We start from the raw sequence: 21,852 nt of genomic DNA, 5'->3' as shown, positions 1-21,852 counted from the left end.
ATTATTCTCCAGTATAAGGTGTTTTATTCATAATCTAAGACCAAAGCATAGCACTGTTTGCGTAGCTGTTCGCAAATAAGTTAGAATGGAATTAACGAATAAGAGGGGGAGATTTTATGCCGAAAATGGAAATAGAACTTAAAAAGGAAGTTCGTGAGGAACTTATCGAATCCATTAAGAGATATTTCTGGAGCGCAAGAGATGAGGAAATGACTCGCTTAGGCGCGGAGTTGTTGCTGGACTTTATTGTTAATGAAATTGGTCCTTACCTATATAACCGAGGAATTGAGGATTCCTATAAATATATGAACGAACGGATCGAGGATTTACTGGGTCTTGAGAAACGGCCTAGGTAATAAATTAAGCGACGTGTGAAGGAGAGATTTGGTTGGGTCTGTTGCGTTCCTTTCCACCTATAGTAGAAGCGCATTCACGTGTTTTAATCCTGGGGTCTATGCCGGGGGTGGAATCTCTTAGATTACAGCAGTATTATGCCAATCCTAGAAATCAATTTTGGAAAATAATCTTTGCCCTCTTTGACTTGGAACCCGTTGCGGATTATGAAGAGCGGACTCATTTTCTAAGAAGTCAGGGTATTGCTTTATGGGATGTCATCGCAATGTGTTCTAGGGAAGGAAGTCTTGATTCGAAGATCCGGGAAGAGCAAGTGAACGATTTTGGTAGTTTGTTTAAGAAATATCCCTATATCACAGCAGTAATGTTCAATGGGGGCAAAGCCTATGAGACTTATAAAAAGTGGATAGGGTTCAGTGCGCCTACAAATGTGACGTTTCATAAACTTACATCGACGAGTCCAGCAAATACGAAGAAGTACGCTGAGAAGTTGAGTGAGTGGTTCATGCTCCGTAATCTCCTAGAGGCTGCTACAGATCGTTAAGATTGAGCTGTCCTTCAAGCCAATCGACAAATTGGCGAGCGGTTCGTGCAGAGCGACCATTGTACCAGAGTGCCCACTGTAAGGCTTCTTTGTGCAGTATATCTCGCTCAAGGTTCAGATTTCTTCGCCCAGCAATTCCCTCGACGATATCCAGATACTTGGTTTGATTGGGTGAAGTGAACACAACATTGATGCCAAATCGATCGGCTAAGGAGAGCTTTTCCTGCATTGTGTCTCCTGCATGAACTTCTTCATCGCGGTTGTTAGACTGCAAGCCCGCTCTTTCCTGGAAATATTCCTTAACTAAATGCCTGCGGTTAGAGGTGGCATAGATGAGAATATTGGGTGTTTTACTTTCTAAACCACCCTCGAGTACGGCTTTCAGCGAAGTATAGTTTTCCTCATTATCACCAAATACCAGATCATCGACGTAAAGAATGAATCTTTGAGTTCGATTTTTTAACTGCCGAATAATTAAAGGGAAATCAGCCAGATAGGCCTTAGGGATCTCCAACATGCGTAGGCCCTGGTTATGGTATTCATTAAGGATGGCCTTAACGGTTGAAGATTTCCCGCTGCCTCGATCTCCATAGAGAAGAACGTTATTGGCAGGGAAGCCCTTCAAGAATTGAACAGTATTTTCGATAACTCTGGAACGTTCAGTTTGGTACTCTACTAACTCGTCTAAAGTGATCGGGTCAGGACTTTCGATTCCTCGAATGTAACCTGAGCCATCAATTCTTTCCCAAACAAAGGCAAAATAGCGGGCGAATAATCCGCATCCGTAGTGCCTGTGGAACTTCTTGAGATCTTCGATACAGTCAGACCAACGGTCGCTGGCCCTGAAGCATACTTTTATGTGTTCTAAATGGTTTGAGAGGTCGAGAGAATCACTTACTAAAACCCACTCCGGAAGTTTCTCAAGGAGAGAATGGTCGTTATCATTTGGGAATAGTTCAGCTAGGTGGGCTTTAACCGAAGCAGAATCAAGCTGAGAGATGAGTTGAAGTCTGTTCAAATCCTGAGCGGCTACTTGCTCAATGACTCTATTAGAACTATTAAGTTGCACTGCTTGTTGTTGAAAAGTGAATGGATTTTCATCAAAAATTATTAGGTCGAGAAGATAATCTTCAAGTGACATTGTTGTGCTTTTCTTAGCCAATTCAAAGTAAAATTCATGATAGCTGTTGATTACTTCTCTTAGTCCATCGTTGGTTTCGTTTAAAGAAATGAGTAGTTCCTTTAGCTTGCTAATTAAGCTATCCTTTAAAAGTCCTCTGTAAATTGCAAGAGAATCCAAGGCTAGTAATGTAGGCGATATTTTGCTGTGTTCCATAATAATCCCTCCAATTATCCAAGTATAGCATTGGAGTAATTAATAGGAAAGTTAGGAACGCAAAGTAGCTGGAGGTTTATTCCAGAATGTGGTAATGGATGTTTGGATGGTGTATAATGCTGATAAGAATTAAGATTAAGTTGTCAATGTCAATGTCAATGTCAATGTCAATGTCAATGTCGAGGGATGCCATACTTTAGAGGAAAGGAGACAAAGATATGAGTAAGTCAGGTGAAGAGCTAGTGCGTAAATATACATATTTTGACTACGTAACATGGCCATCTGACAACCCTGTCGAGTTAATTGACGGGGTACCTTATGCAATGACGCCTGGTCCTTCTAGAATTCATCAGAAGATAAGTATAGAATTAGTTCGTCAGATTTCTAACTATTTACGTAGAAAAACATGCGAAGTATATGCGGCTCCCTTTGATGTCCGATTGACAGGCAACGATGAGGCTGATGAGGAGATAAAAAATGTAATCCAGCCAGACATTTCAATTATTTGTAACAAGGAAAAATTAGATGATCAGGGGTGCAAAGGGGCCCCCGACCTAGTCATGGAAATTGTCTCTCCCTCAAGCATTGCAATGGATTATATTAAGAAGTTAAACTTATACGAAAAGTATTCTGTCCGTGAATATTGGATAATTCACCCCATCGACAAAATAATTATGGTTTATACGCTCATAGAAAACGGTAAATATGCCAGGCCGGAAGTTTATCAAATAGAAGAAGTAATTAAGATCGGAATATTTGAAGATTTGTCAATTTCTTTGGCTGAAGTATTTGGAGGATAAATATTTGTTAGAACCCAAGAAACAGTATGAAAAACGAAAAGCGTATTATAAGCGGCGGTTAGAGAACTTAACTCAGACGATCAACCGTTTAAGCAATATAAGACTTGTGATGTTCCTTGCTGGCAGTGGGCTGGCCGTATTTTTTTATTGGACTCATCGTACTTCATTGAGTATAAGTACTGTTGTTATTACCGTTGTTGCGTTTGCAGCCTTAGTTATTTGGCACCAAACCTTAAGACAACGCCAAAGTTATCTGCGGTTGCTTTATGAAGGTTATGATCAAGCTTTGAAGCGTCTCGCTGGCGAATGGAAATCCTTCTTAGATTCAGGTGAGGACTTCAAAGATCCAGCTCACCCTTACTCAGGCGATCTCGATCTTTTTGGCTTGGGCTCATTGTTTCAATGGATCAATACAGCCAGGACCTTTAGAGGAAGGGAAACGCTGAAAGAGAGGTTGTCCGAGCCCCCAGTGGAAATCGGTCCGATTATTGAAAGACAAGAAGCAATCCAGGAGATGACGAAAAATCTAGCTTGGCGTCAGCGTTTTTTAGCGGATGCCAGCATGACAAAGCGCACGTTGAGCTCTCCTAAAGGCATGATTGAATGGGCCAAGACATTTGATGCTACCTATCTGCGTCTTGATGTACTCATTCTAGCTCGGGCGCTGCCGCTCATAACGATACTGTTTTTATTCCTTTATTTTGAGACCTCGAGAGTTTCTTTTTGGTATCCCCTGACGGGTTGTTTAATTCAATCGATCATACTCTTTTGGGGAAAGCAAAGGGGCAAAGTGCTCAATGCAGTCTATGCTTATAAGGAAAGTATTAAAGTTTATGAAAAGATGTTAGAGAGGTTTGAAAAGCGATCATTTCAAGCGCAGCACCTGCAGTCTCTAAAAAAGGGCTTACGTGATCGTGAAGGTAAGTCTGCTTCGGAACAAATCAGAAAACTAGCGAGTCTGGCCGATTTAATAGCGAATCGCAGTAATGCTATGTTCTTAGTTATTAATATCTTAACGCTGTGGGATATCCAATGCATGATTGCCTTGGAATCATGGAAAGAGAAATCGGGTCGTTCGCTCGATCGGTGGGTGGATACGATCGCCGAATTGGAGGCCCTAGCCAGTTTGTCAATCATTCACTTCGATCACCAAACTTGGAGATACCCAGAACTAATTGCGGAAAATCCAGGGATTGCCGCAGTTAAAATGGGACACCCGCTTCTAAGAGAGTCCGTTTGCAATGATTTATCGATTGAAAAGCAGTCTGGAATATTGTTAATAACGGGTTCCAATATGTCAGGAAAGAGCACATTACTGCGGACGGTGGGTATTAATCTTGTGTTGGCCTATGCAGGGGCGCCAGTTTATGCTCAGTCCTTTAGGTGTTCGCTGTTTCAGATTTATACTTGTATGCGCGTGAGCGATAACCTTGGCGAAAATATCTCTTCATTCTACGCAGAATTATTACGAATCAAACAGATTGTCATTGCTTCGAAGACAGCAGACAAAAAAATCTTCTTCCTCTTAGATGAGATCTTTAAAGGGACAAATTCGCAGGATCGTCACGCCGGGGCCAAGGTTTTAATTCGGCAACTGAGTAAAGCGGGCTCGATGGGAATGGTATCTACCCATGATTTGGAATTAGGAGAGCTAGAACGAGAAAGCGCTCGCAAGATTCGAAACTATCATTTCCGAGAGTATTATCAAGACGATCAGATTCGATTTGACTATAGACTTAGGACTGGGATCTCTACGACTCGCAATGCTATGTATCTGATCAAAATGGCTGGAATTGATGTGGAGGGGGAGGGTACCCTGTGATTATTGTCAGCGCGTGTTTGTTTGGGCTGAATACGAAATACGATGGTAAAGCAAATGCCCATGCCTTGATCCAGAAATACAGTTCTCAGGGAAAATTCATCCCGGTTTGTCCAGAACAGCTCGGTGGGTTGACTACTCCCCGGTTTCCGGTGGAAATTATCGCTGGGACAGGGCAGGATGTCCTGGCCGGACGATGTATGGTCAAAGGGGAACTGGGAGAAGACGTTACGCAACAATTCATCCAAGGGGCAAAGGAAACGATTAAGATTGGGGAAATGGTTAAAGTAACTGCGGCAATCCTTAAGGAACGAAGTCCTTCCTGTGGAGTGAACACCATTTATGATGGAACCTTTACCCATCGAATATTACTGGGGCAGGGGGTAACCGCTGCAATATTGAAAGAGTCTAATATCCCTATTTATTCGGAAGAGGAACTGACTGAAGAGAATTTAATCAAGTTATTAGGTGATGACACCTAATGAGAAAAATGATGAGGCGCCTTAAACTTTAAGAATCATGTAAAACTAACACAGCACCCAATGAAGAGATTGGGTGCTGTGTTAGTTTTACATAAGGGTATATGCGGATTTTTTTCGTCGTGAACCAGACATTAATTATGTCGTGTAGATTTCATTTGTTTTTTCTTAACCATTGTAAAATAGCAATAATTTGTTACAAAATTATTAAGAAGTAACCCAACCTTCATAAATTGTTTTAAAAGAGGTGAACTTCAATTCAATTAGTTAGACCCTTGTAGGTATGAGTATAATATTAAGCCTCGAAGAGAGAAATATTTCTTCGAGGCTAATTTGTCCATTAATTTTTAACACAGAGCAAAGTTTGACAGTAAATTTGTTTAATCCAGCCTAATCGATAGCTGGTTTTTTATTGTGGATAATAAATGGAAAAGTCTGATTATTTAAGCGTTAAGAGCTGGGGGGAGATTTTATATGTCGATAAGGATCAAACGTTCCATGTCAATTAAGACCCGAATTACCTTTTTAGCTGGTGTAGTGGTCATTGTTGTGGTGGCAGCGTTATCAGGGGCAAGCCTATGGAATGCCCAAAAGCTACTCAAAACGAGTGAGCTCCAAACGGAGAAACTTGTAGATCAAGGAATACAGGATGAATTTCTTAATCGCCTGGAACGTGCGAAGTCTTTAGCTCTATCGATGACCATGAATCCGGATGTGGCTAAGGCTTTAGCAGAACAGGATCGGGTTACCCTCGCGCGGCTGGTTCAACCGGTTTTTGAAGTGATCAAGCAAGAAGGCTTCAGCCAACTCCAGTTTCATCTATCACCGGCTGTTTCCTTTTATCGCGCCCATTCCCCCAACAAATTTGGAGATGATCTTTCGAAAATTCGACCTACGGTCGTGGCGGCCAACAAAGAGCATAAGATGGTGGAAGGGCTGGAAGAGGGTGTCGAGGGATATGGATTTCGAGTGGTAGTACCCGTCAAGTATCAAGATCAGTGGGTGGGGAGTGCGGAATATGGAATGAATTTCGGTGATGACTTTTTAAGAACCTTACAGAAGAAGAACCCGGGGGACTATTTTATCTATCTTCTGGATCCGGCAACGTCTATGGTCAAAAACGTGAAGGAGAATGGAGGACTTTTGGCGGGCACTGGACCAGATGATTTCCCAGTATCGAAAAATTCGCTGCAAACACTCGTCACGGGCAAAACTCAATTTACGGTGAGCGAGGACGGTCAGTTCAATATTTTGCTCGTTCCTTTTAAAAACTATCAAGGGGAAGTAAAGGGCTATATTAAGACGGTGCTCTCCCGGCAAGGCGTAATTGAAGAGTTAAACTCCTTAAAACTGTGGGTCTTCATGGTGGGGTTACTGGTGCTTTTCTTTGGCGTGGTTTCAGGTTATTTTGTTTCGCTAAGCTTTACCCGACCCCTGATTCAGTTAGCAGAAGATGCAGAGGTTTTAGCCACAGGTAACTTAAACGTTGCCATTAAGACAGGTTGGTATGGGGAGTTAGAGATCCTGGCCAATTCCATGAAAAAGATGCTGGATAATACCAAAGAGATATGTTTCTCGATTAACCAAGCAGTAGCCCAGGTAGAGGATTCAACGAGGGAAATTTCAAGCGCAACCGACCAGACCTCGCAAGGAGCAGACCAAGTGGCCTTGAGTGTCAGTCAGGTAGCCGGTGGTGCTCAAAAGATTGCCCAGAGTACGAGTGAGATGGGTGTGCAAAGTGAAGGGATCAATAAAAGCGTCCAAATCTTGGCGGATCACATGGAACGCGTCGCCGGCAGTACTTCTGACGTAGCGGAACGGACACTGCGTGGCGAAGAAATCATGCAAGACTTGGCGGACAAGATGCGAATCTTCTCTTCTAAAGTCGGGGAGATCCAGACCGCCAGCCATATTCTCACCGAGCAGACGGGGCAAATTCGCGGGATTACGCAGATCATTACTGGGATTTCTGAGCAGACTAATCTTCTCGCCCTTAATGCAGCTATTGAGGCGGCCCGCGCCGGGGAAGCCGGTCGAGGATTTGCCGTTGTGGCTGAAGAAGTTCGCAAACTGGCTGAAGGGTCCCGACAAAGTGCCTCTCAAATCGCAGGTTTGATCGATCAAGTGACTCTGAATGTTGAAAATTCAGCCCGAGCTTCAGAAGAAGCAGTCTGTCTGATCGAGGAACAATCAGGAATTGGGGATCGGGCCTTGGGGCAATTTATGGAGATTTCTCAGGGAACAAAAACAGTCTCTCATCTTCTGGGGGTAATGGAGGGCGAGGTTCAAGAAGTTGTTCGGATGGGGCAGGCCATAACGAAGTCAGTCTCTGAGATCGCGGGTATGACCCAAGAGGATGCTGCATCCGCAGAAGAGATTGCCGCTTCAACAGAGGAAATGAGTGCCACGGTCAGTATGATTCGAGATAGGGCGCGGCAGTTGATTTTATTGATGGAAGAATTGAAGGTCCAAAGTAAGCGCTTTGAAATTTGAAGTTAAGTTTTTAATCATGTATAATTTAAAATCAGGAAATTCTTAGACCCTCAATGGGACATTTTGAGGAGGATTAACATGCAATCGGTAACAGTTAAGGAAATTTACAGAGAGACGGAGCGGTTTCTCAATCAGACGGTAGAGCTATCTGGTTGGGTACGGACGGTACGCTCCTCTAAAGCCTTCGGTTTTATTGAAATCAATGACGGAAGCTTCTTTGAAAACATTCAAGTGGTTTTTGAAGATAGTCTTGCCAACTTTGCGGAGATTGGAAAGTTAACGATTAGTTCTGCCCTGCGTATTCAAGGAACGCTGGTTGCTACACCTGGCGCAAAACAACCGTTCGAATTGAAAGCGGAACAGATCGAGGTGCTCGCCCTAGCCGCAGCAGATTATCCTCTGCAGAAAAAGAGGCATACCTTTGAATATTTACGAACGATTGCGCATTTGCGTCCCAGAACGAATACATTTGCTGCTGTCTTTCGCGTACGTTCTGTTGTTGCCTACGCGATTCATAAGTTCTTTCAGGAAAAAGGCTATGTTTATGTGCATACTCCAATTATTACGGGAAGCGATGCCGAGGGTGCAGGGGAAATGTTTAGGGTGACAGCCCTGGATATGGCTAAACCTCCTCTGGACGAAGCCAGTAACGTCGATTTTTCCAAAGATTTTTTTGGTCGGATGGCGAGTCTTACGGTTAGTGGCCAGCTCAATGTTGAGACGTACTGTATGGCCTTCCGCAACGTGTATACGTTTGGACCTACGTTTCGAGCCGAAAATTCTAATACTGCGAGACATGCGGCAGAATTTTGGATGATCGAACCGGAGATCGCGTTCGCTGATCTTGCGGACAACATGAACCTGGCCGAAGAGTTGATGAAATTCGTTATTCAATATGCTATGGACAATGCTCCTGAAGAAATGGCCTTCTTTAATAATTTTGTCGATAAGACCTTGTTTGATCGGCTGGAAAATATCTTAGGCTCTGAATTTGGGCATATCACGTATACTGAAGCCGTAGAGTTGTTGGAAAAGGAAAATGCTAACTTTGAGTACCCTGTACAGTGGGGAACCGATCTTCAAACCGAGCATGAGCGCTATCTGACCGAAAAAATCTTCAAAAAACCAGTTTTCGTATCGGATTATCCGAAAGGAATTAAGGCCTTCTATATGAGGCTTAATGACGATGATAAGACTGTAGCGGCTATGGATTTGCTAGTTCCTGGGGTTGGTGAAATTATTGGGGGAAGCCAACGGGAAGAACGCTTAGAGGTATTGCAAAACCGAATGAAGGAATCCAAGTTGAACGAAGAGGATTACGGCTGGTATCTGGATATTCGAAGGTACGGTGGCGTGAAACATGCTGGGTTCGGGCTTGGTTTTGAACGGGTGATCATGTATTTAACCGGAATGTCCAATATCCGAGATGTCGTTTCTTTTCCGAGAACAGCGAACTCTTGTGAGTTTTAAGAGCTGAGTTTAATTTGTAGATCCGAAGTCTTAGAGCTAAAGGCCAGAACTTTGGATGACCATTATTTCTGAACAGATGTACACTTATTTGGTACATCTGTTTTATTATGCAACGCTCAAGCCGCAAACCCTTTGTTGACACGTTTTTGAGGGAATGCTAGAATTAAGAAATGTTTGAATGTATAGACAATTAGATGGAAATAGGTGTTTTAGGTGATTCAAGACGCTATGATCGATAAGAGTTCTGTGATTCCAATCTACTACCAATTATTTAAGTTGATCGAAGATCAAATACGTAGAGGTGAGCTTAAACCAGGTGAGTCCTTACCAACCGAGCACGAAATTTCCTCACGTTTTGAAATCAGCCGGATGACGGTCCGACGAGCAATTTCAGAATTGGTGTTAGCCGGTATGGTTTATGCTCAGCAAGGCAAAGGGACATTTGTCGCCACACCTAAATTAGATAATATTGTCTTTGAGCTGAATGATTTTAACCAAGAAATTAAGCAGCGAGGTTTGAACTATAAAACGACTCTCTTAGAAGCTAAAATTATCCGAGTCGATGAGGAGCTGCGGGCCAAGTTTCAAGTGAGTGAAGAACATAAGCGACTCCTATATTTTCGAACGGTACTTTCCGCTGAAGATGAACGTCTTTCCTATGAAGTGAAATACACCATCTATAGTAAGAGTAAACCGATCTTAGAATCCGAACTGAAAGATCCAAGTTTGCCAGGTCTTATAGCAACTCATACGGAATACGTGCCGATGAGCGCCAAAAAGGTTCTCCAGGTTGCGACATGTACTGAAGAAGAAGCGTTAATTCTCGGAATTGCACCGAGCTCACCTGTGTTTCTGATTGAGCAGACGATCTATGACCCGGATTTTAAACCTGTGGGTTGGAGTAAAGCGGTTTACCGAGGAGATCGTTATAAATTGACGAGCTATGATGGATGGTATAAAAAAGATTAAGCTGGGCGGGGGTTCATAATATGGAAGACGAACTACAAAGAGCTATGGCGGACCTTGATGAAGATGAAACCCTTAGACTGGTCGAGGAAAGAATCCTAGCTGGCTACTCCTCTGTGGAGATCATTGAGAGTTGCCGTCGAGGCGTAGAAATCGTTGGCGAAAAATATAGTGATAGTCACTATTATCTCTCGGATTTGATTATGTCAGAAGAAATTCTTAAAGAGGTTATGCAGGCTTTAGAACCTCATATCCCAATAAATAATTCTCTTAATGGTGTATCAATTGTTATGGGCACGATCGAAGGGGACATTCATGACCTTGGTAAAAATATCATCATCTACCTTTTAAGATCATCAGGTTTTCAAGTACATGACTTGGGTGTTGATGTAAGGCCTGAGAGGTTCATTCAAGCTGTAAGTGAAACGAAAGCATCAATTTTAGGGATCAGTGTTTTGCTATCCTTTTGTATTGGTTCGATTAAGAAAGTCGTTGATCTTTTAGTTGATGCCGGGTTAAGAGATCAGGTAAAGGTTGTGATCGGCGGCTATCCAGTTAATCAGCAGGTCAAAGAATTTACAGGTGCGGACTTTTACGCCAATGATGTAACGGAAGCATTGAGAATCTATCGTCAAATTCTTGAATTAGACGAAGGTATGAGCAAGAGGTTTTGAACTGAACAGAATTATTGAAAAATTCAGTATTGACGCTCTATACTGAAGCGTGTTATTATTTGGACAAATAAGTTGTCTATACATTTGTACATTTTATATAATTTATATATTTTTGGCTATAAATTTGTATAGACAATAGTACGTATTAAGAATGCTTAAGTGCTCAAGGTGTGAGGGAGGTATCGAGTGGACATTACCAATTTGGTCCGGGAAGCTTTAGAGTTGCAGGCAACCCACGCTGCACTAGTAGACGTTTTAGACCTGAAGTTTAATGAAGAGTTTAGGACTTTGTGTGAAAAGAATACTTGTGGGTCGTATAACAAGAACTGGATGTGTCCACCCGCAGTAGGCCCTATTAGCATCCTGAAAGAAGAAATTTTTCATTTTAAGCAAGGTCTTCTTCTTCAAACTGTCCATGATTTAAAAAGTTCCTTTGATTGGAAAGGAATGATGGCAGCGGGTGTTAAACATACGACCATTTTTCGTACGATCTTAGGTAGCCTTGAGATAAACTACGCTTTAAATGACAACCTACCCCTGAATGCTGGTCCCTGCACTTACTGTGCTAAGTGCACATTTTTGGAAAATGAGCCGTGCCGATTCCCCGACCAAGCTATGACCTCAGTGGAAGCCTGCGGCATTGACGTTCTGACCCTGGAAAAATCCTGTGGTATGCCTTATTACAATGGTAAAAATACCGTTTCCTATGTAGGACTTATATTGTTTAACGTTGACGTATGAACTTAGGTAAAAATGTAACGAAGCCCAGTAGATACAATTAGACTTAGGGAGGATTGCCCGACATGCTGATTATTGGAGAGAAGTTAAATAGCTCAATTCCGAGTGTTCGACAATTGATTAATGATAAAGATGCCCCTGCTATCCAGGACTTGGCACTGAGACAGGTTGCAGCAGGAGCTGACTACTTAGATTTAAATACTGCCCAAGGGGACGAAGTAGTCAATATGGAGTGGCTTGTGCGCATAGTTCAAGAGGTAACGGATAAACCTTTATGTATCGACAGTACGTCAGCAGCAGCGATTAAGAAGGCGTTAGAGACTGTTAAAGGGGACAAAAGCAACGTTTTGATAAATTCGATTTCCTTAGAAAAAAAACGTATTGATGAGGTATTGCCTCTCGTTCTGGAATATAAGTGTCCGGTTGTCGGCTTGACTTTAGATGATAATGGAATTCCTAAAACAGCTGAAGAGAGAATGGTCCTCTCAGAACGTCTCGTCGAGATACTAACTAAAAACAATTATGATTTAGCAAACTTATATATCGATCCGCTGGTACTCCCCCAGGCTGTAAGCCATAATAATGCCACGATGTTTTTTCAGTGTCTGACCGATATTAAACGAATCTTAAAGGTCAAGATAGTTTCTGGCTTGAGCAATATTTCGTTTAATTCACCCAAGAGAAAGATTGTAAACCGACATTTCTTAACCCTTTGCATGGCGTTTGACATGGATGCTGCCATTCTCGATCCCCTGGACAGGAAAATTATGACCTCAGTCATCACGAATGATTTTCTCTTAGGTAAGGATCGGTTTGGTAAGAAATTCTTAAAGGCTTTTCGTAGCGAATTATTAGAAGACTAAAGTTCTTGGGTCTTGTGTAAGTGCTGATGTTAAAAACTATTTGAAAACGTTGGAGGGGAAAATCAGTATGAATGAAAAGGAAATGCTTTATCAAAAAAGACTAGAGCGCTATACGACTGCCATGGATTGTGGAAAGCCCGACATGGTGCCTGTCGCCTTTGGAATTGGCGAATGGATTGTTAAGTATACGGGTACCACACTCCAAGAGATCTACTATGATCTTGATAAAAGTAACCGTATTGTGAGTGAAATGTTGCCGGGCTTAGATTTCGATATTTTCAAGGGCGGTCCTTCACTCTGGTGGCCGCCAATGTTTGATGCGCTGGGTTCTAAGTTATATAAGTTCCCGGGCATGGGCGTAGATGAAAATTCGACCTTTCAATTTAATGAGCAGGAATATATGAAAGCAGACGACTACGATGAGTTTATTGCCAGTCCGACGGAATGGCTTGTTAATCACTATTTACCGAACATCAGCACCGAACTAGAAAATCCTGGTTCCTATCGATCCACTATAGCTTTAATCAAAGGAGCAGCAGCCTTTGCTATGCAAGGAGGGATCATGGGTGCGGCCTGGGCTAAATGGACGGTGGAGCATGGGATCGTTGGACAAGGGACAGGGTTTACGAAAGCACCCTTTGACACTTTGGGTGATGCCTTACGGGGAATGAAAGGGGTACTGTTAGACCTTCGCCGTCGACCAGACAAAGTCTTAGCTGCGTGCGACGCCATTACTCCCCATAATGTCAATTGCAGTCTGGCAGGAGCTGGAGCAGATACGCGTTTCCCTTGCTTTGCGCCCCTTCATCGTGGAGCGTATCCGTTCCTTAATCCTAAACAATGGGATACCTTCTACTGGCCATCCTTGAAAGCGACGATCGAAGGTATGTGGGCTAAAGGGAAGAGAATGTTGTTTTATGCTGAAGGGGACTGGACCCCGTATCTTGAAAAAATTGCGGAATTGCCGGATAAAAGTATTATTTTTCAAATTGATACGACGGATCCTAAAAAAGCAAAGGAAATCCTGGGAGGTCGATTCTGTCTCCAGGGCGGCGTACCTACAACCCTGTTAACGTATGGTACTCCAGAAAAAGTTAAGGAACATGTTAAGAGAACTTTCGATGAATTAGCCTGTGATGGTGGATTTATCTTGGATACCGGTGGAGTTGTCATGGGCGACGCTAAGAAGGAAAATGCGCTTGCGATGATCGAAGCTGCAAGAGAATATGGCGTTTATTAAAAGGAGGGGTATTTCATGTCTGAGAAAGAAAAATTATTAAATCCTGATCCTGGTGTGTGTTTGCCATGGAAAGTAAAAGTTGAAGAAATCGGAGAATTTCCTGGTAATGAAGAAATAGCCAAAAAAGAATGGGAAAAGCTCGATGATTTTGCTTATAACTTTATTTGGTTTTGGGCGCAGCGCTAGAGTAAGAATTATAGACGAATTTAGAGCTTAGAGGCAACATCGAAGAGGAGTGAAGTAAATTATGCTTACAGATGCTTTATCTATTGCGATTGCTGAACTTGAAGAACAGCAAGTGGCTGATTTGATTAAAGAGCGGTTAGACAGCGGTGTTTCTCCTTTGGAAATTGTAAATTCATTACAGCAAGGTATGGCTGAGGCTGGTGGTAAGTTTGAAACTGGTGAGTATTTCTTAGGGGAGCTAATAATGTGCGGCGAAATTATGCAGGATTCGATGGTTATTTTAGAGCCTCTTTTGAGCGGAAGTAATGCTGAGTACAAAGGAAATATTGTCATGGGCACGGTCAAAGGAGATATCCATGATCTAGGTAAGAACATTGTCGTGATGCTCCTCAAAGGGTCTGGTTATAACGTCATTGACTTGGGCGTCGATGTTTCAAAGGAGAAATTTATCGAAGCCATCAAAGAATCCAAGGCCCCATTGGTTGGGATGAGTGTCCTTTTGACTGGTTGCCAAGAATCTATGAAAGAAATAATTGAGGGGATTCGAGCAGCTGGTTTAACGACGAAGGTTCTTATCGGCGGTAACTATATTGACCAGGTTGTTAAAGACTATGTCGGAGCAGATTACAGTGCCCAAGCTGCAACGGATGGCGTGAAGATTGCAGATGAGATTTTTGCATAGGAGCATGTGCGCCTGAGCAAATAATTAATAGAAAACGCAGAGAGTTAACTTATGAAGAGTAGAGGCCTTGATAGGTCTCTACTCATTATTAATTTGTAATTACTTCATGATGATAGTTCCATTTGAGCAAATTGCGCTGCAAACTAAATGCTATTAGAATGGAGTTAATGCACAATGAACATTAATGCTTGAGCAGCTCAAGGGAGATACTGGAGCAGTTGTATTCCTGATGTCCTTTGCCTTCACTGTCTTTGGCAGTATTGGAAAGATTACGCTTTTAGTCAAGTAAAAATGTTCAAAATATATCCTTAGCTGTCATCTTGATAAGAAACGAGGTGTTTGTCTTGAAAACCGTTGCCATAGCTTGTCGAACGATTGAGGATGAACTTAAAGCTGTCTACGATACCTTATCTGAGCCTTTCCCGATGGTGTGGGTTGAATCCGGCTTGCATAATTTTCCCGCTCAGTTAAAGGAAAGAATACAACAAGAAATCGACCAAATTAGTGGTGTGGAGAATATTCTTCTGTTGTTTGGCTATTGTGGTAATAGCATCGAAGGTCTTATTGCGGCACAAGCCCGCTTAGTGGTGCCCAAAGTTGAAGATTGTATATCCTTACTGCTTGGAGGAAACCAGACTCGTCTGGCCTTTAGTCGAGAGACTCCGGCCTTTTATTTAACAGATGGTTGGTTACGGTATGAAAAAAATATCTACTGGGAGTACGAACAGTGCCTAAAGAAATACGGTGAGGCTAAATCGTTGCGGATTTTTCGGGCCATGTTTGCGCATTATTCCAATCTCAATTTCATTGATACGGGGAGTTATGACCTGAAGTCAGTAATGAATAAGACGGCGGAGTGGGCTGGGAAATTAAACCTTAAACAAGGGATTGTTCCTGGTACTTTACGGCTCATCACCAAGGCATTTAAGGAAGAATGGGATGAAGACTTTCTCATAGTTCCGCCAGGAGTACCCTTACACATTAACTATGAAGCGTAAACAGGACATTTGCTATTATCCAAAGGAGTGTTAGAAATGATTAAGATCACGTTTCTGCCATCGGAAAAAGTTATCCGGATTCCCGTTGGGACTTCGATTCTGCAAGCTGCCGTGGAGGCGGGTGTGCAAGTGGAAAGTACATGTGGAGGGAAGGGAACTTGTGGCAAATGTAAAGTCCAAATTTCCACTGAAACTCCTTTTGAGAATACGGAGATAGAAAAGAGATCGCTCAGTGCTTCTGAATTAGCCACTGGTTGGGTTTTGGCCTGCCAACATCTTTGTGTACAGGACATGAGTGTGAGAGTGCACGAACAGCAAGATGTTTATCAACGAAAGACGGACTTTATTGGAAAGCTGCAGATCATGGCAGCACCAAGTGTGCGGAAGTTTCCCTTAACATTGTCTAAGCCCAGCGTAGAGGATCAGACTCCGGATTGGGATCGGCTAATGGCGGCATTGCCCGTTGCAGGAATTCAGTTTAACCGCACGGTGGCAGCTTCCTTGCCGAAGGTATTCCGTCTGGGAGATTTTCAGGTTACGGCAGTGTTGGATGGGAACAAACTATTAGCGGTGGAGCCGGGGGATACCTCTGGGCGCTGCTTTGGTGTGGCAATCGACGTTGGAACAACCACTGTGGTAGTCTATCTCATGGACCTGAACAAAGGAACGGTTGTAACCAGTGGAGCCGTGACAAATCCTCAGCAAGCCTTCGGTGCGGATGTGATTTCCCGAATTACCTACGCTTCACGTGGAACTGATCAGTTGCGCGAGTTGCAAGGGAAGGTGGTCGGTGGACTGAATGAAATCATTGCTCGCTTGGGTCAAGAACATGGAATTGGTTATGAAGAAATTTATCAGGCAGCGGTCGTGGGCAACACAACAATGGCTCATTTATTCCTGGGAATTGATCCGACTTATTTAGCACCAGCGCCTTTTGTCCCGGTCTATCGGCAATCCGTGGAAGTCAAAGCGAACGAGATAGGGCTGAATATTTTAGAAACAGGAACTGTGGTCATCCTCCCTAATGTTGCGGGTTATGTCGGTTCGGACACTGTGGGAGTCATGTTAGCAGCAGAAGTGGATCGCTTACCAGGGATTAGTCTTATCGTGGATATCGGAACAAACGGGGAAATTATTCTGAGCGGTAGAGATCGAATTCTCACCTGTTCGACGGCTGCTGGTCCTGCCTTTGAAGGAGCGGAGATCAAATACGGCATGCGAGCGGCAGAGGGTGCTATCGAAGGTGTCCGCCTCACTGAGGATGTCGAATTGGATGTCATCGCCGGGAAAAAGGCACGCGGGATTTGTGGTTCTGGTCTGATTGATGCAATTGCGGAAATCTCTAAGGCTGGGGTTATTAGCCCTACAGGCCGGTTTATCCACGAACCCGCCCAACAAGAAAAGTTACCCACCTCAATACGCGAACGATTGCGGAAAGCTGAGCGGGCAAGTGAGTTCGTGCTTGTGTGGGGTAAGGATTCGGCTTCAGGTGAGGATATCGTGCTCTCCCAAAAGGATATCAGAGAAATGCAACTCGCCAAAGGCGCAATTATTGCAGGAATTATGATTCTCGTAGAGGAAATGGGAATCACTCCCCAAGAAATTGATCGGGTACTTTTAGCGGGAGCGTTTGGCAATTATATTAGGAAGGAAAGCGCCCTAGGCATTGGATTGTTACCAGCTCTACCGATGGAGAAAATCACGACGATTGGGAACGCCGCGGGTGACGGGGCGAAGCTGGCCTTACTTTCCATAGAAGAGAGAGGACGGGCAGATTTCTTGGCTAAACAGGCAGAGCATATTGAGCTTTCCACTAACAAAGAATTCCAAGCACAATTTATTAAGGGACTCGATTTTAAGAGAATGGGTTAACCCAAAAGGGTAGCTATTTGGCTTGCGAATTTTCGACAAACAGTGTATAATAGGAGAGCAACTCTGGATGATCTGGTTCCTGGGGTGGAGAAATTCTTGGGGGAAACTAACGTGAAAAACGCTTTAAGGTATTGTAAAACCGAATGAAGGAATCTGGACAGAACGAAGTGGTTGACGGTTGGTAGCGTTATTTTTTACCGAGAAAATCAATACTTGTCGGGTTTATATATGGCGAATTATTTAAATAGAGCGGCCTAGGCTGCTCTATTTCATTTCCAGCCATAAATTTTTCATATACCAGTCATAGCAACAGTGGAGCGTACAGGTATGTTATAATATGTACAAGAAGTGAGGTGGAGTGGTAATGTATCGGTTGGACGATTTGAATCCAGTGCAACGCGAGGCTGCTGAGCATAAAGAGGGTCCACTTCTAATTCTTGCGGGTGCAGGGTCGGGGAAGACTCGTGTGCTTACCTATAGAATTGCCCATTTAATTGCTCAGGGAATTGAACCCAGTGCTATATTAGCGATTACGTTCACGAACAAAGCGGCCAAAGAGATGCGGGAGCGGGTGACGACACTCGTAGGCAGTGAGGGAAACGGATTATGGGTTACCACCTTTCACTCAGCTTGTGTCCGCATTCTACGACGCGAAATTGATAATTTGTCAGGGTATAACCGGAATTTTGTTATTTATGATACAGGGGACCAACAGTCTCTACTCAAAGCATGTTTAAAAGAACACAATTATGATGAAAAGAAATTCCCAGTGCGCAGTGTGGCGGCAGTCATTAGTGATGCCAAAAACAAACTTCAAGACCCTGATGAGTTTTCCTATAAAGCAACAGATTATTTTCAGCAAAAAGTCGTTGACATCTACAAAACGTATCAGAAGAAGCTTAAGAGCAATAATGCTCTTGATTTTGACGATATAATCATGCTCACGGTTCAGCTATTTCAGCAAAGCGATCATGTCTATCGGTATTACCAAGATAAATTCCGCTATATTATGGTGGATGAGTATCAAGATACGAATCATGCTCAGTATATGCTGATCAAACTTTTGGCCAGTGAATATCGGAATCTCTGTGTCGTTGGCGATGATGATCAATCGGTCTATGGATGGCGCGGGGCGGATATCCAAAATATTCTCGATTTTGAGCGGGATTATCCGGAGGCGAGAGTCATCAAACTCGAACAAAATTATCGTTCGACGCAAAAGATTCTCGAAGCTGCCAACTCCGTGGTTAAGAATAACGAATCTCGTAAAGAAAAGTCCCTTTGGACAGAAAACTCAGAAGGGCAGGCAGTTGTCTGTTATGTAGGGTCTGATGAGCGAGATGAAGCAGCCTATGTCGCTAATCGAATTAGACGTTTACATGAGCTAGAAGGTCGACCTTTTAATGATTTCGCCATCCTTTATCGGACGAATGCCCAGTCGAGGGCTTTAGAAGAGCGTTTGATGAAGGATACTATGCCGTATCGTATTTTTTCAGGGCTGAAATTTTATCAGCGTATGGAAATCAAGGACATCTTAGCCTATCTAAGAGTCTTGTATAATCCGGCGGATCAAGTGAGTTTTGCTCGTGTGCTCAATGTGCCTAAGCGTGGCCTCGGGGAAAGCAGCCTGCAAAAGGTATTAGAATATGCCAATGAACAAGGAATGCCTGTACTAGACGCTATTTTAGAAGCAGAGTATATTCCCGAATTATCGACACGCGCTAAGAAACCATTAATCGCGTTTGCCCAACTGATGCAGGGCATGCAGAACATTGCTCGTGAGTCGAGTGTATCGGCCTTAGTGGAAGAGATTCTGAACAAGACTGGGTACAAAGCGATCCTTGAGGCAGAAAACACGCCCGAAGCTGAGACTCGTCTGGAAAACTTGCTGGAGTTTCTCTCAGTAACGGCTGAGTATGATGCGAAAGCTGCTCAAGCCGCGCAAAATGCCTTGAATGATGGTGTTGAAGAAGATGAGACCGTATCAGGCTTGAGTGGATTCCTGGAACAAGTTTCTTTGGTTGCTGATATTGACGAATTAGATCAAGCAGAAGAAGCTGTAGCGTTAATGACGATGCATAGTGCAAAGGGTTTAGAATTCCCAGTCGTTTTCGTAGTAGGGATGGAAGATGGAATTTTCCCCAGTAGCCGCTCCTTGATGGAACCGGTTGTTTTAGAAGAGGAACGCCGACTTTGTTATGTCGCCATCACTCGCGCGAGAGAGAAACTATACCTGTGTAATACAGAAATGCGGATGCTCTATGGCAAGAGGCAATACAATCAGCCTTCTCGCTTTTTGATGGAGATTCCGTCGGATTTAATGACGGACATAGACCCACTTGATCCACCGAAGCGTCGTCCCAGTATTGCATCGAAACCGCTACGTAACGGTGTATCAGATCGTAAGATTCCCTTGGGTTCAGGATCGTGGGAAAAGGACTTTGGCAGTACTCTAGTTATTAAAGGAGGTGAGGCGCATCAGGTAGGAGAAAAAGTGGAACATGCGACGTTTGGTCGAGGGATTATTGTCTCCATTAAGGGAGAGGGAAATCAGGCGGAACTGACGATTGTTTTTGACAGTGGAATCAAAAAACTTATGGCTGAATATGCCAAGTTAACGAAACTGTAAGTGCAACTAGAGTGACGCCTTCGCTTGGCTCGGCGCCGGCCAAGTTTTCTATATCCACGGTGCAATTCAAAAAAATTTGAAGAAGAAAGGTTTAGGTGTTAAATATGTCAGATAAAATTTACATTGTAGGACACAAAAGCCCAGATACAGATTCCGTTTGCTCAGCGATTGCTTTAGCTAAGTTAAAAGAATTAACGGGAACTGCTAATGTTGTTCCTTGCTCAGCTGGCAAACTCAATAAAGAAACTGAGTATGTCCTCAATTATTATGGAGTAGCTATTCCTGAAGTATTAGAGTCTGTAGAAGCTAAACAAAAATTGATCCTCGTCGACCACAATGAGTATGGTCAAGCTGTTGCTGGTGCAGATCAAGCTCAACTCGTGCAAATTGTTGACCATCACAAAGTCGGTGGATTTCAAACATCAGAACCTCTATATGTTCGCATCGAACCAGTTGGTTCCACCTGTACGATCGTAGCTGAAGCTTTCAAGGAAGCTGGTTTAGTTCCTGAAAAAGCTATTGCTGGGATTTTACTCGCAGCAATCCTTTCCGATACCGTTATTTTCAAATCTCCGACCTGCACTGAGCTGGATAAGACGATTGCTGCTGAGCTCGCTGCTATCGCCGGAGTTGAACCTAAGGCTTGGGGCATTGAAATGTTTAAAGCTTCTTCCAACATTGCCGATCGTACTCCTCAAAGCATGATTGAAGAAGACCTCAAAGCCTTCACCATGGGACCTCACAAAGTCGGCGTCGGTCAAGTTAGCTTAATGGGTATGGATGGATTTGAAGACGTTCGAGCAAACTTAACAGCAGCCATTGAAGCACATCGTGTAGCTCAAGAAATGAAATATCTCTGCTTGATGGTCACCGATATTTTAACAGATTACACAGAGTTGATCGTTAAAGGTGACAACCCAGAAGAAGTAGCTAAAGCATTCGGCAAAGAAATCGTTAATGGCAGCGTTGCACTTCCAGGCGTTCTTTCCCGTAAGAAACAAGTTGTTCCACAAATGACAACATATTTCGCAGGTTAATTTTATATAAGGCGATAAGTGAATGAGTTAACAACTAGAATTTGTGGGAAAATAGTATTACCAAGTCATTTACTATAAAGCCTTCTTACATCATAATACGGATAAGTACAGTAACGTTAAAGAGGGGAATCGGAGGAATTTCAGTGCAGGATGAATTCGAGCGCGCAGCATGGTTGCGGAAAGAATTAAATGACGCAAACAAGCAGTATTATGAGCTTGACCAGCCTCATATAACCGATGCGGAATACGATGCTCTCCTGCGAAAGTTGTTGGAGCTGGAAGCAAACCATCCGGACTGGGTTACTCCGGATTCTCCGACTCAACGTGTAGGGGGAGAGGTCGCCAAAGAGTACGTTAAAGTACGGCATTTGGAACCTCTTCTCAGTTTAGACAATGCCTTTGCGGCAGGTGATTTAAGAGAGTTTGACCGACGCGTACGTCAAGTAGCGCCGTTAGTCGACTATGTTGTCGAGCTCAAAATAGATGGCTTAACGGTCGCCTTAACCTATGAAGAGGGGCTTATGGTTCGTGGGGCAACTCGTGGAGATGGTACCGTTGGCGAGGATATCACGGCCAATGTTAAAACGGTCGGCTCCATTCCTTTGCTTCTGAATAACGCGATTGCGAAGTTAAGCGTTCGAGGCGAAGGTTATATGCCCAAAGCCTCCTTTG

19 protein-coding genes and 1 pseudogene are annotated in these 21,852 nt (G+C 43.4%); 19 read left to right on the top strand and 1 reads right to left on the bottom strand.

Going from position 1 to position 21,852, the window contains the following annotated elements; genetic code table 11:
• Positions 1 to 116: 116 nt before the first annotated feature.
• Together DOT_RS24150 and DOT_RS24145 are read left to right on the top strand one after the other, a co-directional pair.
• Positions 117 to 356: a DUF2164 domain-containing protein gene (locus DOT_RS24150; protein ID WP_009624205.1), complete on the top strand. Its 240-nt coding sequence runs from the start codon at positions 117 to 119 to the stop codon at positions 354 to 356.
• Positions 357 to 388: 32 nt separating this feature from the next.
• Complete coding sequence (locus DOT_RS24145; protein WP_009624204.1) at positions 389 to 898, top strand: DNA-deoxyinosine glycosylase; 510 nt, start codon at positions 389 to 391, stop codon at positions 896 to 898.
• On the opposite strand, the gene DOT_RS24140 is transcribed toward DOT_RS24145, so the two are convergent.
• Positions 885 to 2,234, bottom strand: coding sequence for an ATP-binding protein (locus DOT_RS24140; RefSeq protein WP_009624203.1), 1,350 nt, complete (start codon positions 2,232 to 2,234; stop codon positions 885 to 887). The two genes, DOT_RS24145 and DOT_RS24140, sit on opposite strands and share 14 nt — an antisense overlap.
• Positions 2,235 to 2,452: 218 nt before the next feature.
• On the opposite strand from DOT_RS24140, the gene DOT_RS24135 reads away from it, so the two are divergent.
• The 17 genes and pseudogenes from DOT_RS24135 to DOT_RS24060 all read left to right on the top strand — a co-directional run.
• Positions 2,453 to 3,034, top strand: coding sequence for a Uma2 family endonuclease (locus tag DOT_RS24135; protein WP_009624202.1), 582 nt, complete (start codon positions 2,453 to 2,455; stop codon positions 3,032 to 3,034).
• A gap of 4 nt (positions 3,035 to 3,038) precedes the next feature.
• Entirely contained in the window at positions 3,039 to 4,856 is a 1,818-nt protein-coding gene (locus DOT_RS24130; protein ID WP_040413402.1) for a MutS family DNA mismatch repair protein, read from the top strand.
• Positions 4,853 to 5,335, top strand: coding sequence for a DUF523 domain-containing protein (locus DOT_RS24125; protein ID WP_009624200.1), 483 nt, complete (start codon positions 4,853 to 4,855; stop codon positions 5,333 to 5,335). Before DOT_RS24130 ends, DOT_RS24125 begins: the two co-directional genes overlap by 4 nt.
• Positions 5,336 to 5,806: 471 nt before the next feature.
• Positions 5,807 to 7,825 carry a methyl-accepting chemotaxis protein gene (locus DOT_RS24120; RefSeq protein WP_009624199.1) on the top strand — a complete coding sequence of 673 codons (2,019 nt, stop codon included), beginning with the start codon at positions 5,807 to 5,809 and terminating at the stop codon, positions 7,823 to 7,825.
• A 78-nt stretch (positions 7,826 to 7,903) separates the two neighbouring features.
• Positions 7,904 to 9,295, top strand: a complete 1,392-nt coding sequence (asnS, locus tag DOT_RS24115) for an asparagine--tRNA ligase (RefSeq protein WP_009624198.1) — start codon at positions 7,904 to 7,906, stop codon at positions 9,293 to 9,295.
• A gap of 228 nt (positions 9,296 to 9,523) precedes the next feature.
• Positions 9,524 to 10,264, top strand: coding sequence for a GntR family transcriptional regulator (locus DOT_RS24110; protein WP_009624197.1), 741 nt, complete (start codon positions 9,524 to 9,526; stop codon positions 10,262 to 10,264).
• 20 nt (positions 10,265 to 10,284) lie between these two features.
• Positions 10,285 to 10,935, top strand: coding sequence for a cobalamin-dependent protein (locus DOT_RS24105; RefSeq protein ID WP_009624196.1), 651 nt, complete (start codon positions 10,285 to 10,287; stop codon positions 10,933 to 10,935).
• Positions 10,936 to 11,121: 186 nt separating this feature from the next.
• Positions 11,122 to 11,676, top strand: a complete 555-nt coding sequence (locus DOT_RS24100; RefSeq protein WP_009624195.1) for a DUF2284 domain-containing protein — start codon at positions 11,122 to 11,124, stop codon at positions 11,674 to 11,676.
• Positions 11,677 to 11,738: 62 nt separating this feature from the next.
• Complete coding sequence (locus tag DOT_RS24095) at positions 11,739 to 12,536, top strand: methyltetrahydrofolate--corrinoid methyltransferase (RefSeq protein ID WP_009624194.1); 798 nt, start codon at positions 11,739 to 11,741, stop codon at positions 12,534 to 12,536.
• A gap of 67 nt (positions 12,537 to 12,603) precedes the next feature.
• On the top strand, positions 12,604 to 13,776 hold the full coding sequence (locus tag DOT_RS24090) for a uroporphyrinogen decarboxylase family protein (RefSeq protein WP_009624193.1): 1,173 nt from the start codon (positions 12,604 to 12,606) through the stop codon (positions 13,774 to 13,776).
• 15 nt (positions 13,777 to 13,791) lie between these two features.
• Complete coding sequence (locus tag DOT_RS31160; RefSeq protein WP_009624192.1) at positions 13,792 to 13,962, top strand: hypothetical protein; 171 nt, start codon at positions 13,792 to 13,794, stop codon at positions 13,960 to 13,962.
• Positions 13,963 to 14,023: 61 nt separating this feature from the next.
• The gene (locus DOT_RS24085) at positions 14,024 to 14,644 is read left to right on the top strand and encodes a cobalamin-dependent protein (protein WP_009624191.1); all 621 of its coding nucleotides are present in this window, start codon (positions 14,024 to 14,026) and stop codon (positions 14,642 to 14,644) included.
• A gap of 344 nt (positions 14,645 to 14,988) precedes the next feature.
• Positions 14,989 to 15,642 (top strand): DUF1638 domain-containing protein, encoded by a 654-nt coding sequence (locus DOT_RS24080; protein ID WP_009624189.1) that lies wholly within the window; start codon positions 14,989 to 14,991, stop codon positions 15,640 to 15,642.
• A 36-nt stretch (positions 15,643 to 15,678) separates the two neighbouring features.
• Positions 15,679 to 17,514 carry an ASKHA domain-containing protein gene (locus DOT_RS24075; RefSeq protein WP_009624188.1) on the top strand — a complete coding sequence of 612 codons (1,836 nt, stop codon included), beginning with the start codon at positions 15,679 to 15,681 and terminating at the stop codon, positions 17,512 to 17,514.
• A 364-nt stretch (positions 17,515 to 17,878) separates the two neighbouring features.
• A complete protein-coding gene (pcrA, locus tag DOT_RS24070; RefSeq protein ID WP_009624187.1) occupies positions 17,879 to 20,143 on the top strand; it encodes a DNA helicase PcrA in 2,265 nt (754 codons plus the stop codon).
• 104 nt (positions 20,144 to 20,247) lie between these two features.
• On the top strand, positions 20,248 to 21,180 hold the full coding sequence (locus DOT_RS24065; RefSeq protein ID WP_009624186.1) for a manganese-dependent inorganic pyrophosphatase: 933 nt from the start codon (positions 20,248 to 20,250) through the stop codon (positions 21,178 to 21,180).
• 143 nt (positions 21,181 to 21,323) lie between these two features.
• Positions 21,324 to 21,852: pseudogene (locus tag DOT_RS24060) on the top strand (NAD-dependent DNA ligase LigA); the annotation flags it as partial.

This window comes from Desulfosporosinus sp. OT (assembly GCF_000224515.1).
In the GTDB taxonomy this organism is placed as follows: domain Bacteria; phylum Bacillota; class Desulfitobacteriia; order Desulfitobacteriales; family Desulfitobacteriaceae; genus Desulfosporosinus.
The sequence above is the reverse complement of the archived record's forward strand: the minus strand, read 5'-3'. Positions and strand labels throughout refer to the sequence as shown.

Coding starts and splice junctions, on each gene's coding strand:
- DOT_RS24090 (WP_009624193.1), top strand. CDS start 12,604: ATGAATGAAAAGGAAATGCTTTATCAAAAAAGACTAGAGCGCTATACG.
- DOT_RS24135 (WP_009624202.1), top strand. CDS start 2,453: ATGAGTAAGTCAGGTGAAGAGCTAGTGCGTAAATATACATATTTTGAC.
- DOT_RS31160 (WP_009624192.1), top strand. CDS start 13,792: ATGTCTGAGAAAGAAAAATTATTAAATCCTGATCCTGGTGTGTGTTTG.
- DOT_RS24120 (WP_009624199.1), top strand. CDS start 5,807: ATGTCGATAAGGATCAAACGTTCCATGTCAATTAAGACCCGAATTACC.
- DOT_RS24095 (WP_009624194.1), top strand. CDS start 11,739: ATGCTGATTATTGGAGAGAAGTTAAATAGCTCAATTCCGAGTGTTCGA.
- DOT_RS24150 (WP_009624205.1), top strand. CDS start 117: ATGCCGAAAATGGAAATAGAACTTAAAAAGGAAGTTCGTGAGGAACTT.
- DOT_RS24105 (WP_009624196.1), top strand. CDS start 10,285: ATGGAAGACGAACTACAAAGAGCTATGGCGGACCTTGATGAAGATGAA.
- DOT_RS24140 (WP_009624203.1), bottom strand. CDS start 2,234: ATGGAACACAGCAAAATATCGCCTACATTACTAGCCTTGGATTCTCTT.
- DOT_RS24085 (WP_009624191.1), top strand. CDS start 14,024: ATGCTTACAGATGCTTTATCTATTGCGATTGCTGAACTTGAAGAACAG.
- DOT_RS24075 (WP_009624188.1), top strand. CDS start 15,679: ATGATTAAGATCACGTTTCTGCCATCGGAAAAAGTTATCCGGATTCCC.
- pcrA (WP_009624187.1), top strand. CDS start 17,879: ATGTATCGGTTGGACGATTTGAATCCAGTGCAACGCGAGGCTGCTGAG.
- DOT_RS24065 (WP_009624186.1), top strand. CDS start 20,248: ATGTCAGATAAAATTTACATTGTAGGACACAAAAGCCCAGATACAGAT.
- DOT_RS24110 (WP_009624197.1), top strand. CDS start 9,524: ATGATCGATAAGAGTTCTGTGATTCCAATCTACTACCAATTATTTAAG.
- asnS (WP_009624198.1), top strand. CDS start 7,904: ATGCAATCGGTAACAGTTAAGGAAATTTACAGAGAGACGGAGCGGTTT.